Below are 11,990 nucleotides of genomic sequence, written 5' to 3' on the forward strand. Positions count from 1 at the left end.
ATGCAAATCAATGACAACTTCACCTACCACTTAATGGGTATATAATTGATTTGTCTGTATTTTTCTAAGTTATGGAAAACGCTGGCTTTTCCTTTTTGCTGATTTTGTGTACAAGAATTGGATGGGCCGCGATTGGGGTTGGGCAGAAAACTAGCCATATTGAATGGAGAAGGTGATATGACAGCAGCGCCGCTTTGGTTAATTCAGAACGTACGCCTGGCAGACCGCGACGGCCTGTGGCAAATAGCGATTGATAAGGGCCGCTTTGGCGAGATCACGCCGATGGGCGAGGCGCGCGACGAAAGCTACGAGGTGTTGAACGCTCGCGGCGGGCTGGCGATCCCGCCTTTTATTGAGCCGCATATCCACCTGGATACCACCCAGACGGCCGGCGAGCCGCACTGGAACCAGTCCGGCACCCTGTTCGAGGGGATTGAGCGCTGGGCGGAGCGAAAAGCGCTGCTCAGCCATGAGGACGTCAAAGCCCGGGCGTGGAAAACCCTGAAGTGGCAGATCGCCAATGGCGTGCAGTTTGTCCGCACTCATGTCGACGTCTCCGATCCCACATTAACGGCGCTGAAGGCGATGCTGGAGGTCAAACGGGAGGTCGCGCCATGGGTCGAGTTGCAGATAGTTGCTTTTCCACAGGAGGGGATCCTCTCTTACCCCAATGGCGAGGCGCTGCTGGAGGAGGCCCTCAAGCTGGGGGCGGACGTCGTTGGGGCCATCCCGCATTTTGAGTTCACCCGTGAATATGGGGTGGAGTCGCTGCATATCGCCTTCCGGTTGGCGCAAAAATATGATCGCCCGCTGGATATTCACTGCGATGAAATTGACGATGAACAGTCGCGCTTTGTTGAAACCGTTGCCGCGCTGGCGTTAAAGGCGGGGATAGGGGCGCGGGTGACGGCCAGCCATACCACCGCCATGCACTCCTATAATGGCGCTTATACCTCGCGCCTGTTCCGCCTGCTTAAGCTCTCCGGTATCAACTTTGTCGCCAATCCGCTGGTGAATATTCATCTGCAGGGCCGGTTTGATGACTACCCTAAGCGACGGGGGATTACCCGGGTGAAGGAGCTGATGGCGGCGGGGATCAACGTGTGCTTTGGTCATGATGACGTCTTTGACCCGTGGTACCCGCTGGGGACCGGCAATATGCTGCAGGTCCTGCATATGGGCCTGCACGTCTGCCAGCTGATGGGCTACCAGCAGATCAACGACGGTCTGAAGCTTATCACCGCCAACAGCGCCCGCACGTTTGGCCTGGAGGATTACGGCATTGTCAGCGGCAACCCGGCTAACCTGATCATTCTCCCGGCGGAGAATGGCTTTGAGGCCGTCCGCTGCCAGGTGCCTGTGCGCTGGTCAATTCGTCAGGGAAGGGTGATCGCGACCACCCAGCTGGCGCAAACCTGGATCCAGACCGACCGCGGTGGCGAGGAGCTCTCTTTTATGAGGAACAGCCCCCTTGCGGACGCAAAGGGGCCGAAGGCTTAGTGAGACGCCGCCTGAGCGTTGTTCTGGCGGTGACGGGAGACGAAGCCGAGGATAAAGCACATCACGAATACCACGGCATAGAGGCCGTTAGCGGTGTGCAGCGCTGCCAGTGGACCGCTGGCAGCCACAATCGGGCCGGTGACCACGAAAGTGAGCATGGTGCCGATGGTGCCGCAGGTGAGGATAAAGTTCACCAGCTTCGGCGAAGCGACCCGCGTCTGCTGCGAGCCGAGCGTAATGATCGAGGTGTAGATGGCGCTGGAGAAGAAGCCCAGGGTCAGAATAAACCACGGCATATGCTCCGGGGAACCATTGATAAACAGGTACATCAGCACCGTCGCGAGCCCGGCGAGGACGGTTAAGATACGCTGCAGGTCGAAGAAGCGCAGGATGAAGCTGAATGACCACATGCCGATCATGTAGGACATCCAGAAATCGCTCACCAGTTTACCGGCATCCCCGAGGCTCATGCCCAGGCTCTTCGCATATTCCGGTACCCAGGAGATAAAGCCCAGCTGACCGAGGATGTAGCACAGCGCCGCAACGGAGAGGAACAGCACGCCGATGCCCCACTTCTCTTTCACTACCGGCTGGCTGTTTTCGCTCTGCGCTTTTTTGCCCAACACCGGAAAATCACAGCCGAAAGTCAGGACGAAAATGGCGACATACACCAGACCAATACAGGCGTAGACCCAGTACCACTCGATGCTGCGCGCCAGCAGGACGGCGGCGACCATCGGGAAAATCATTCCCGCCATGCTAAAGAAGGAGTCGGTAAACAGCAGACGCGCTCCGCGCTGACGGCCTTCATACATATGGGTGATCAGGAAGGTCCCGATCGACATGGTGATCCCGCTCACCAGCCCGAGAACGAACATCGACGCGGAAAACAGCGCCAGGCTGTGGCTGAGCATCAGGCCGGCCACCGCCAGCACCATCAGAATAAAGCCAAAGCGCAGCTGAGTTTTCAGCGGCACGATTTCCATCAGCCAGGCATTGAGGAAGATAGAGATCAGAATACCGGCGTTCAGAAAGGTAAAGGTGTTGCTCATACTGGAAACGGGCAGATGGAAATAATCCGCAATGTTACCCATCACCATCCCGGTGACGATCACCAACGCGCCGGTCAGGGCGTAGGAGAAGAAGCTGATCCATGTGAGCTTAATACGGTTGCTGTTAGTCATGACTGGCCTGTGAATAGAAAGGTAAAGCGCGTTGACGCTGCGCCGGGCGGACAGATTTTATTCGTTCAGGTGATGTAATCAAATGTTTATTGTGAAAGTGGTTATCTTTTGCATGGTTTAATGTGACATGTATCACACTTTATTCGCCGCACAGGAGAACGTTTGCGCGGTTACAATTATTACAGCTAAGTAAAATTTGGTAAAAGGCTGGCCCAGGATGCAAAGGCTCTTTAGAATCAAGGCACTCGCTTTTATTCTGCTCCGTTAAGGAATTTCCATGCTCAAATCAACACTGGCGGCGATGGCTGCCGTTTTCGCCATTTCAGCGTTCTCCCCGGCCATGGCGGCAAAGGGCGATCCGCATGTGCTGCTGACCACCTCGGCAGGGAACATTGAGCTTGAGTTAAACAGTCAGAAAGCCCCGATTTCCGTGGATAACTTCCTGAAGTACGTCAACAGCGGCTTCTACAACAACACCACCTTCCACCGCGTGATCCCGGGTTTCATGGTGCAGGGCGGCGGCTTTAACGAGCAGATGCAGCAGAAACAGCCTAACCCGCCGATTAAGAATGAAGCAGACAACGGCCTGCGCAACACCCGCGGTACCATCGCGATGGCGCGTACCGCCGACCAGGATAGCGCCACCAGCCAGTTCTTCATCAACGTGGCGGATAACGCCTTCCTTGACCATGGTCAGCGCGACTTTGGCTATGCGGTGTTTGGCAAGGTAGTGAAAGGTATGGACGTCGCGGATAAGATCTCCCAGGTCCAGACCCATAACGTCGGCCCATACCAGAATGTGCCGACCAAACCGGTTGTTATCCTCTCTGCGAAAGTGCTGCCCTAATCCTTCCACGGCGCGGTGTGCTATCGCCGCGCCCGGTTGCCTCCCGGCATAACCTGAAATTGCTGCTTATACTTGTGGCACACAGGGGACGATAAGGGGGGCGACGATGCGTCCACTCACCGAAAAGCAAAAATCCCGACTCTGGGAACAGACACGCAATACCAATTTTCAGGCCAGTCGTCGCCTTGAAGGCGTGACGGTGCCGCTGGTTACGTTGACTGCCGAAGAGGCGCTGGCGCGTCTGGCGACGCTGCGGAGGGAGTATGAGCGATAAATTCGGCGATGAACGCGATCCTTACCTCTACCCGGCGCTGAATGTCCTGCGCAACCGCCTCGGCATCCGGCAGGCTAAAAATCTGCAACAGGCCGCCTTTGAGATGACGGCGTTGCGGGCGGCAACCTTGCCGCTGGGGCCGCGGGTGCGCGGCTTACCCTATCTGTGCGCGATTCATCATCAGCTGTATCAGGATCTGTTTGACTGGGCCGGCCGGTTACGTGAAGTGAACCTCTACCTGGGCGATACGCCGTTCTGCCACTTTGCCCGGATCGAGGAGGAGGGGAACGCCCTGATGCAGGCCCTTGAGCAGGAGGATTATCTCAATGGCCTGCCGCGCGAGACCTTTATTGAACGCCTGAGCTGGTTCTATGGCGAAATTAATGTGCTGCACCCTTTTCGTCTTGGCAATGGCCTGACCCAGCGCATTTTCTTTGAACAGCTGGCGATACATGCCGGCTACCTGCTTGACTGGCGTGACGTCGACCCCGCCGGCTGGAGCGCGGCCTGCCAGCAGAGCGCGATGGGCGATCCGGCTCCGCTGGTGGCGATCTTTCGCAAAGTGGTAAGCGAAGCGCGGGAATCTGAGTAGAATAGCCCGGTTTTGATTGTTCCGGAGCCGCTATGATCCTGCTTATCGATAACTATGACTCTTTCACCTGGAATCTGTATCAGTACTTCTGCGAACTGGGTGCGGAAGTACTGGTCAGGCGCAATGATGCGTTGACGCTGGAGGAGATAGCGGCGCTGGCGCCGGAGAAAATCGTGATCTCGCCAGGCCCCTGCACGCCGAATGAGGCGGGGATTTCCCTCGCGGTTATCCGCCACTATGCGGGGAAAACGCCGCTACTGGGCGTCTGTCTCGGGCACCAGGCGATAGCCCAGGCGTTTGGCGCGACCATCGTACGGGCGGCACAGGTGATGCATGGTAAAACCTCGCTTATCGAGCATAACGGCGAAGGGGTGTTTCAGGGGCTGAATAATCCCCTGACGGTGACCCGTTATCACTCGCTGGTGATTGATCCGCCGACGCTCCCGCCCGAGTTTATCGTCACCGCCCGCAGCGCCAGCGCTGAGATTATGGGGATCCGCCACCGCGACTGGGATCTTGAGGGCGTGCAGTTTCATCCGGAAAGCATCCTCAGCGAGCAGGGCCATCAATTGCTGGAAAACTTTCTGAAGCGGTGATTTTCAGTTGCCATTGACTGATTTTTTATGCATATTTTGTGATTATATTTTCATGATTACATCTGCATAACGAAGAGGGATGGGCAAGACATGGCAACTGAACAACCGGCAATCACCCGCGCCACATTCGATGAAATTATTTTGCCGATTTATGCACCAGCAGAATTCATCCCGGTGAAAGGGAAAGGCAGCCGCGTCTGGGATCAGCAGGGCAAAGAGTATGTTGATTTTGCCGGCGGTATCGCGGTGACGGCGCTCGGCCATTGCCACCCGGCGCTGGTGGCGGCGCTCCACGAGCAGGGCGAAACGCTGTGGCACACCAGCAACGTCTTTACCAATGAGCCAGCGCTGCGTCTGGGACGTAAAGTTGTCGAGGCCACCTTCGCCGAGCGCGTGGTGTTTATGAACTCCGGTACGGAAGCCAATGAAACGGCCTTTAAGCTGGCGCGTCACTATGCGGTGACCCGCCATAGCCCGTATAAAACCAAAATCATTGCCTTCCATAATGCCTTCCATGGCCGCTCCCTGTTTACCGTTTCCGTCGGTGGGCAGCCGAAGTACTCCGATGGTTTCGGCCCGAAACCGGCGGATATTGTCCATGTTCCCTTCAACGACCTGCAGGCGGTAAAAGCGGTGATGGATGACCACACTTGCGCAGTGGTGGTGGAGCCGATTCAGGGCGAAGGCGGCGTGACGGCAGCGACGCCGGCCTTCCTGCAGGGGCTGCGTGAGCTGTGCGATCAGCACCAGGCGTTGTTAGTCTTTGATGAAGTGCAGTGCGGTATGGGACGTACCGGATCGCTGTTCGCCTATATGCATTACGGTGTGACGCCGGATATTCTGACCAGCGCCAAAGCGCTCGGCGGCGGCTTCCCGGTCAGCGCCATGCTGACCACCCATGAGATCGCCAGCGCCTTCCATGCGGGTTCCCATGGCTCAACCTACGGCGGCAACCCGCTGGCCTGCGCGGTCGCCAACGCCGCCTTCGATCTAATCAATACCCCGGCGGTGCTGGATGGCGTGAGCGCGAAGCGCGAACTGTTCGTCAAACACCTGCAGCAGCTGGATGCTGAATTTGATCTGTTCAGTGATATTCGCGGGATGGGCCTGCTGATTGGCGCCGAACTCAAGCCGCAGCACAAGGGCCGCGCGCGTGATTTCCTCTATGCCGCTGCGCAAGCCGGCGTCATGGTGCTCAACGCCGGGCCGGACGTGATGCGTTTTGTTCCCTCGCTGATCATCGACGAGCAGGATATTGCCGAGGGGATGGCGCGTTTTGCCCAGGCAGTGGCAAAGGTGATTAACGGCTGATCTTCCGCAGCCAGATGCCATGATGCGGCCGCTGACGCCATGCTACTGACGATATGGTATGCATGGTGTTCAGATGGCCCAGAATGCGTTGCAGGTGCTGCTCCAGGGTGCTTAACGGACCGTTCGGCACCTCTGTTTCCGGCGACTCCAGAATATTAGCATCCCCTGCGCTGCCGGGACCATCGCTGTCCAGCCGCTGCTGGCAGCGTTGCAAGGCAATCTCACAAGATTCGAGATAGCGCTGGGCAAGATCCGGGGTGAGCATCGTATGCTCCCGGGCCAGGGTGGTCATAGCGTTGATGTGTTCGACGATAAACTGACTGTGCGTCACCCACAGCTTCATATCTTCCAGGTAGTGGGTATTAAAACCGGGCTCCTGCATCGCCTGATTCAGGGAGTTGTAGAGCGCGTTATGCGCCTGGTTGACGCGCATGCGTTGATAGGCCAGCGCGGGGGCTTTTGGATCGGCGCTGAGGATCAGGCGAATCGCCTGCTGGTCGGCCTCCAGCGCATCGTGGGCGTTTTTTTTCAGCAGGCCGCTCTGCCACTGCGGCCACAGCCAGACCATCCCGCCGAAGGCGATCAGGCAGCCGATAAGCGTGTCGATAAGCCGGGCGACAATAAACTGTTCGCCGTTGAGCGTCAGCAGTTGCAGGGTATACACCGCCGTCACCGTAAAGCCTACCATCGCCCAGCCATAGTGTTTACGGATGATCAGATAGCTGAGCAGGGTAATCAGCAGCATCCCGCTCAGGGTATAGCTCTCCGGAACGTGAAAGTGCAAGGTTAGCCCGGCGATGACTAGGCCGGCGAGCGTTCCCGCCGCCCGGTGAACAATTCGCACCCGCGTGGCGCCATAGCCATTTTGCGTGACGAAGAGCACCGTCATCAGGATCCAGTAGGGCTTCGGCAAATGCAGGGCGTTGCCCATCAGGCTGGCGACGCTCAGCATCACGCTGATGCGCGCGGCATTGCGCAGTGCGGGTGATTTCAGCGACAGATAGTTCTTTAGCGCGGGAAACAGCGGTAAACGACGCTCTTTGTCGGCCATCAGATCCCGGGCATACAGGGGGCGCTGGGTATGCAGCACCCGGGCGATACGGCTAAAGTGCCAGGCGCAGAACTGACCGACCGGGTTGTCCGGATGCTGGCGGGCGATCTTTTCCAGAGCCTCAATCTGTTTATCCATCTGAAAGCGCTGCGGAAAGCGATGATAGAGAATATCATCCGCCAGTACGCGCAGGCGGGCAGCGACGGTTTGGGCATTCCAGCGGATCACCGCTTCGGCATGGCTGCGTTCCACCAGCTTTTGCACCTCTTCTGGCTGATGCAGGCTAACCGAAATATGTTCCTGTAGATCCAGCCCAACCTGGAACGCCCGCAGCAGACGCTTGTGATCGTTGCGTTGGTTGGCTGCCAGCATATGCATCTGCTGATAGCACTGGGTAATCAGGTCGACTACCTTCTGCTGGCGGGTGAGCAGCGGCGGCAGGGCGGTCGACGGATCGGTATGCTGGGTCAACAGACTGTATTTGGCTTCACAATAGTCAGCCAGTTCCCGGTAAAGCAGGCTGAGCGACTCCCGCAGCGGCTGTTCGCGCCACAGCCAGAACCAGAGCCAGTTAAACACGCCGTACCACAGCGTACCGAAAGCGTAGATCAGCAGTGGATCCCAGATGGGCATATTGCCCGCCAGGCTCAGGGTAAAGATAGCGGCGATCAGCGACGCGGGCAGCAGGCGAGCGTGCAGCGAACTGATCTCCGCGGTGACGCCGAGCAATAGCGCCAGACCGCTGAGAATAAGCGGCAAAGGAATGGCCTGGGCGAGCAGCAACTGCACCACCAGACTGCATCCGGCAAACAGACAGCCGCCGATAATCAGGCGTTTGAAAAAGCGCTTATGCGGGGTATCAAGACCGGCAATGTTGCAGCAGGCGGGCACTAAGGAAAACAACAGCCCCTGCTGGAGATGGCCGAGCAGAAGACCGATGGCCACAGGCAGACACAGCACCAGCGTTTGCCGCAGTGCATAGTTGACTTCCGGGTGGTAAATCAGCCTGCGCCACATGAGGGAAAAACAAAAACGGCGTACTGCAGGAGCAATACGCCGCTTAGCAACTTAACGGGTGCCGTAGACGACGATAGTTTTACCGTGTGCGGAAATCAGGTTCTGATCTTCCAGCATTTTCAAAATACGGCCAACTGTTTCACGAGAGCAGCCGACGATCTGACCAATTTCCTGACGGGTAATTTTAATTTGCATACCGTCCGGGTGGGTCATGGCATCAGGTTGCTTCGCCAGGTTCAGCAGCGTCTGGGCGATACGGCCCGTCACGTCGAGGAAGGCGAGGTTGCCCACTTTCTCAGACGTGACCTGCAGACGGCGAGCCATTTGCGAAGAGAGACGCATAAGAATGTCCGGGTTAACCTGGATCAGCTGACGGAATTTCTTATAAGAGATTTCGGCCACTTCACATGCGGTTTTCGCCCGTACCCAGGCGCTACGCTCCTGACCCTCTTCAAACAGGCCTAATTCACCGATGAAATCGCCCTGGTTGAGGTAGGAGAGGATCATCTCTTTACCTTCTTCATCCTTGATGAGTACAGCCACGGAGCCTTTAACGATGTAGTACAGCGTTTCTGCTTTTTCACCCTGGTGGATCAGCGTGCTCTTTGATGGGTACTTATGAATGTGGCAATGAGACAAGAACCATTCAAGGGTAGGGTCTGTTTGCGGTTTGCCAAGCACCATGCGCGGTTATCCTCTGTTATAAGCTATCTCCGGGCGCCGACACTACACGGCGTCCGGGCATGCAATCGTATTGTTTCCCTATACCTGGGAAGCTGGCTGATGATTTTTCGACAGCCCGTAATGTGAACTCCTCTGCATACATGCAGTACATCAATGTAATACTGTAGCATCCAGACTGTTTTAGCATAGCTTTCGCCGCATGTCTCCTGGTGTCTCGCTTCAGCATGACGCAGGTCGCCTTCCGTTGCGAGAATTGTTATGTGCGCGTAATCTGACAGGAAAATTGCGATACTGGAGTTAAATTTTATGCAAGCGCGTGTGAAATGGGTTGAAGGGTTAACCTTTATCGGGGAGTCCGCGTCAGGACACCAGATTCTGATGGATGGCAACTCCGGGGATAAGGCACCCAGCCCGATGGAGATGGTGCTGATGGCGGCGGGCGGTTGCAGTGCGATCGATGTGGTTTCTATTCTGCAAAAAGGTCGCCATGAGGTGACCAACTGCGAAGTGAAGCTGACGTCGGAGCGCCGCGAAGAGGCGCCGCGTCTGTTTACGCATATTAATCTGCACTTTATCGTCACCGGTAAGGCGCTGAAAAATGCCGCGGTCTCCCGGGCGGTGGATCTGTCGGCAGAGAAATACTGCTCGGTGGCGCTGATGCTGGAAAAAGCGGTGAAGATCACCCACTCCTATGAAGTGATCGAGGCGTAGTCTTCGCCTGCCGTTGTGAAGCATCTCAACCCCGGCCTGGCCGGGGTTTTTTCTGTTAGCCGATCTTGCGGCCTTCCATCAGGCGCTCGACCAGCGGCGTCATGATAAGCTCCATCGCCAGCCCCATTTTACCGCCCGGCACCACCAGCGTGTTCATGTGCGAGATAAACGACCCCTGCAGCATCGCCAGCAGCCAGGGGAAGTCGATATTCTGCAGGTTACGGAAATGGATCACCACAAAGCTCTCGTCCAGCGAGGGAATAGTTTTCGCGGCAAACGGGTTGGAAGTGTCTACCGTCGGCACGCGCTGAAAGTTGATATGGGTGCGGGAAAATTGCGGGGTAATGAAGTTGATGTAGTCTTCCATCGAGCGGACGACTGAGTCCATCACCGCCTCCCGGGAGTGGCCGCGCTCGCTGGTGTCGCGAATAAGCTTTTGGATCCACTCGAGGTTAACGATAGGCACTACGCCGACCAGCAGGTCGACATGGCTGGCGACATCATGATGCGGCGTGACAACCCCGCCGTGCAGCCCCTCATAGAACAGTACGTCTGTCGGCTCCGGCAGCGGCTGCCAGGGGGTGAAAGTCCCTGGCACCTGATTCCACGGTACGGCTTCGTCATAGGTGTGCAGGTATTTCCGCGACTGGCCTTTTCCGTGGCGGCCATAGTCGACAAAGGTCTGCTCCAGCAGGCCAAAGTCGTTCGCCTCCGGGCCAAAGTAGCTGATATGTTTGCCCTGATCCCGCGCCTTGCGGATCGCCATGTCCATTTCCGGGCGGGTGTAGCGATGAAAGCTATCGCCTTCCACCTCCGCGGCGTGCAGGTTTAGCTGCGCGAAGATTTTGCGAAAGGCAAGGCTGGTGGTGGTAGTGCCCGCGCCGCTGGAGCCCGTGACGGCGATCACCGGATGTTTGGCAGACATAACAACTCCCTGGTTAAACGATGTAGTGGCGTCGCCTTAGCCGTTAAACAGCGCGCGCGGCATAATATTGACCGTCTCATGCAGTTCCGACCACACAAGAACCGCCTCTCCGCGTTTCAACTGCTGTTTTACATCGGCGACTTTATCGGCAAGTGAACGTTCATGTTCACCATAATCGGTGCCTTCACGTAACACAAAGCTTTCAATCAGGTTATCCAGCGTTTCGGGATCCAGATCCTGCCAGGGAATAATCATACGGGGACCTCCAGCCAACGGTTTAACCAGTCCGGGATGCGTCTTTCCAGCCACATCTCCGGCTTACGCAGGGTGCCGCCGACGAAACCAACGTGGCCGCCTTGCTCAGTTAATTGATACTCAACGTTCGCCGGCAGTTGCTCCTGCGGTGGTATGGAGTGGTGATCCATAAATGGATCGTCTTTCGCGTGAATGATGAGCGTTGGCTTAGTGATATCGCTGAGCCGCGGCATGGCGCTGCATTGCCGGTAATAATCCAGCGCATCGGCGAAACCATGGATTTTGGCGGTGATCATATCGTCAAATTCCCGGATGCGGCGCATCCCTTTAAGCTGGCGTAAATCGACAGGCAGTGAGCCAGGATACGCTTTCAGCTTGCGTGAGGCATTGGCTTTTAACAGATTGAGCAGATAGCGCTGATAAACCCGCGAGAAGCCCTTATCCATATGATAGCTGCAGGCTTCCAGCATAAAAGGCGCGGAGACGATCACCGCCGCATCCAGCGGGCAGCGGTCGCCTTCTTCTGCCAGCAGGCAGCCCAGCATATTGCCGCCCAGTGAATAGCCGACGGCCGCAGTCGGCGCGGGACCAAACTCGCGCTGTAGCCAGTGCAGAAACCAGGTGCCATCTTCTGTTTCGCCGGAGTGATAGATGCGGTTATTGCGGTTAGGTTCGCCGCTGCAGCCGCGGAAATGCATAACCACGCCCAGCCAGCCGCGCTGCATCGCCGCATGGATCAGACCATGGGCGTACGGGCTGTGCAGGCTTCCTTCGAGACCATGAAAGACGACGAGGCGCGGCTTATGGCGCGCCTGATGCGGGTCTTCGCTCCAGGCCAGATCGACAAAATCGCCGTCCGGCAGCTCAAGGCGCTGCCAGTGCGGGGTAAAGCGCAATTTACGGCGGATCAGCCGCGGCAGCATGGTTTGCAGATGACGATTGCCCACGCCGCGCATCGGATGGAACTCACGCGAATCGTTTTCGGGGGGCGTCATGTCTGTGGGGATGATTTCAACCATAGCACCAGAACAATTAATAAACGT

General features: G+C 56.9%; 13 protein-coding genes. 7 read left to right on the forward strand and 6 right to left on the reverse strand.

What is annotated here, in order from left to right:
- Positions 1-177: 177 nt before the first annotated feature.
- Positions 178-1,500, forward strand: coding sequence for a cytosine deaminase (locus tag AC3EMD_RS01900; protein ID WP_012540421.1), 1,323 nt, complete (start codon positions 178-180; stop codon positions 1,498-1,500).
- Here the strand turns inward: AC3EMD_RS01900 and tsgA are convergent.
- The gene (gene tsgA, locus AC3EMD_RS01905; protein ID WP_002920240.1) at positions 1,497-2,684 is read right to left on the reverse strand and encodes an MFS transporter TsgA; all 1,188 of its coding nucleotides are present in this window, start codon (positions 2,682-2,684) and stop codon (positions 1,497-1,499) included. The two genes, AC3EMD_RS01900 and tsgA, sit on opposite strands and share 4 nt — an antisense overlap.
- A 277-nt stretch (positions 2,685-2,961) precedes the next feature.
- On the opposite strand from tsgA, the gene ppiA reads away from it, so the two are divergent.
- From ppiA to argD, 5 genes are all read left to right on the forward strand, one after another.
- Complete coding sequence (gene ppiA, locus AC3EMD_RS01910; RefSeq protein ID WP_002920238.1) at positions 2,962-3,531, forward strand: peptidylprolyl isomerase A; 570 nt, start codon at positions 2,962-2,964, stop codon at positions 3,529-3,531.
- A 106-nt stretch (positions 3,532-3,637) separates the two neighbouring features.
- Entirely contained in the window at positions 3,638-3,805 is a 168-nt protein-coding gene (locus tag AC3EMD_RS01915) for a YhfG family protein (RefSeq protein ID WP_012540423.1), read from the forward strand.
- Positions 3,795-4,397 carry a putative adenosine monophosphate-protein transferase Fic gene (locus tag AC3EMD_RS01920; RefSeq protein ID WP_008807028.1) on the forward strand — a complete coding sequence of 201 codons (603 nt, stop codon included), beginning with the start codon at positions 3,795-3,797 and terminating at the stop codon, positions 4,395-4,397. The genes AC3EMD_RS01915 and AC3EMD_RS01920 overlap by 11 nt, the downstream gene beginning before the upstream one ends.
- A 32-nt stretch (positions 4,398-4,429) precedes the next feature.
- Positions 4,430-4,993, forward strand: a complete 564-nt coding sequence (pabA, locus tag AC3EMD_RS01925) for an aminodeoxychorismate synthase component 2 (RefSeq protein WP_008807029.1) — start codon at positions 4,430-4,432, stop codon at positions 4,991-4,993.
- Positions 4,994-5,083: 90 nt separating this feature from the next.
- Positions 5,084-6,304 carry a bifunctional acetylornithine/succinyldiaminopimelate transaminase gene (gene argD, locus AC3EMD_RS01930; protein ID WP_048268273.1) on the forward strand — a complete coding sequence of 407 codons (1,221 nt, stop codon included), beginning with the start codon at positions 5,084-5,086 and terminating at the stop codon, positions 6,302-6,304.
- Here argD and AC3EMD_RS01935 read toward each other — a convergent pair.
- Together AC3EMD_RS01935 and crp are read right to left on the reverse strand one after the other, a co-directional pair.
- Positions 6,294-8,372: a YccS/YhfK family putative transporter gene (locus AC3EMD_RS01935; protein WP_302073912.1), complete on the reverse strand. Its 2,079-nt coding sequence runs from the start codon at positions 8,370-8,372 to the stop codon at positions 6,294-6,296. The genes argD and AC3EMD_RS01935 overlap by 11 nt on opposite strands.
- A gap of 51 nt (positions 8,373-8,423) precedes the next feature.
- Positions 8,424-9,056 carry a cAMP-activated global transcriptional regulator CRP gene (gene crp, locus AC3EMD_RS01940; RefSeq protein ID WP_000242758.1) on the reverse strand — a complete coding sequence of 211 codons (633 nt, stop codon included), beginning with the start codon at positions 9,054-9,056 and terminating at the stop codon, positions 8,424-8,426.
- A 306-nt stretch (positions 9,057-9,362) separates the two neighbouring features.
- Here crp and AC3EMD_RS01945 point away from each other — a divergent pair, with 306 nt between their 5' ends.
- Positions 9,363-9,767, forward strand: coding sequence for an OsmC family protein (locus AC3EMD_RS01945; protein WP_044613556.1), 405 nt, complete (start codon positions 9,363-9,365; stop codon positions 9,765-9,767).
- Between the two features lie 55 nt (positions 9,768-9,822).
- On the opposite strand, the gene AC3EMD_RS01950 is transcribed toward AC3EMD_RS01945, so the two are convergent.
- From AC3EMD_RS01950 to AC3EMD_RS01960, 3 genes are read right to left on the reverse strand one after another with little or no spacing between them, the layout of a single operon-like run.
- Positions 9,823-10,692: a phosphoribulokinase gene (locus tag AC3EMD_RS01950; RefSeq protein WP_008807033.1), complete on the reverse strand. Its 870-nt coding sequence runs from the start codon at positions 10,690-10,692 to the stop codon at positions 9,823-9,825.
- 36 nt (positions 10,693-10,728) lie between these two features.
- On the reverse strand, positions 10,729-10,947 hold the full coding sequence (locus tag AC3EMD_RS01955; protein WP_002920151.1) for a YheU family protein: 219 nt from the start codon (positions 10,945-10,947) through the stop codon (positions 10,729-10,731).
- Complete coding sequence (locus AC3EMD_RS01960; protein WP_162493231.1) at positions 10,944-11,942, reverse strand: hydrolase; 999 nt, start codon at positions 11,940-11,942, stop codon at positions 10,944-10,946. Before AC3EMD_RS01960 ends, AC3EMD_RS01955 begins: the two co-directional genes overlap by 4 nt.
- Between the last annotated feature and the right edge of the window lie 48 nt (positions 11,943-11,990).

This window comes from Klebsiella sp. PK18 (assembly GCF_057784655.1).

Excerpts from the sequence above, each read along its gene's own strand:
- AC3EMD_RS01950 (WP_008807033.1), bottom strand. The coding sequence starts at position 10,692 with ATGTCTGCCAAACATCCGGTGATCGCCGTCACGGGCTCCAGCGGCGCG.
- AC3EMD_RS01960 (WP_162493231.1), bottom strand. The coding sequence starts at position 11,942 with ATGACGCCCCCCGAAAACGATTCGCGTGAGTTCCATCCGATGCGCGGC.
- AC3EMD_RS01955 (WP_002920151.1), bottom strand. The coding sequence starts at position 10,947 with ATGATTATTCCCTGGCAGGATCTGGATCCCGAAACGCTGGATAACCTG.
- AC3EMD_RS01915 (WP_012540423.1), top strand. The coding sequence starts at position 3,638 with ATGCGTCCACTCACCGAAAAGCAAAAATCCCGACTCTGGGAACAGACA.
- AC3EMD_RS01935 (WP_302073912.1), bottom strand. The coding sequence starts at position 8,372 with ATGTGGCGCAGGCTGATTTACCACCCGGAAGTCAACTATGCACTGCGG.
- ppiA (WP_002920238.1), top strand. The coding sequence starts at position 2,962 with ATGCTCAAATCAACACTGGCGGCGATGGCTGCCGTTTTCGCCATTTCA.
- tsgA (WP_002920240.1), bottom strand. The coding sequence starts at position 2,684 with ATGACTAACAGCAACCGTATTAAGCTCACATGGATCAGCTTCTTCTCC.
- argD (WP_048268273.1), top strand. The coding sequence starts at position 5,084 with ATGGCAACTGAACAACCGGCAATCACCCGCGCCACATTCGATGAAATT.
- AC3EMD_RS01920 (WP_008807028.1), top strand. The coding sequence starts at position 3,795 with ATGAGCGATAAATTCGGCGATGAACGCGATCCTTACCTCTACCCGGCG.
- AC3EMD_RS01900 (WP_012540421.1), top strand. The coding sequence starts at position 178 with ATGACAGCAGCGCCGCTTTGGTTAATTCAGAACGTACGCCTGGCAGAC.
- crp (WP_000242758.1), bottom strand. The coding sequence starts at position 9,056 with ATGGTGCTTGGCAAACCGCAAACAGACCCTACCCTTGAATGGTTCTTG.
- pabA (WP_008807029.1), top strand. The coding sequence starts at position 4,430 with ATGATCCTGCTTATCGATAACTATGACTCTTTCACCTGGAATCTGTAT.
- AC3EMD_RS01945 (WP_044613556.1), top strand. The coding sequence starts at position 9,363 with ATGCAAGCGCGTGTGAAATGGGTTGAAGGGTTAACCTTTATCGGGGAG.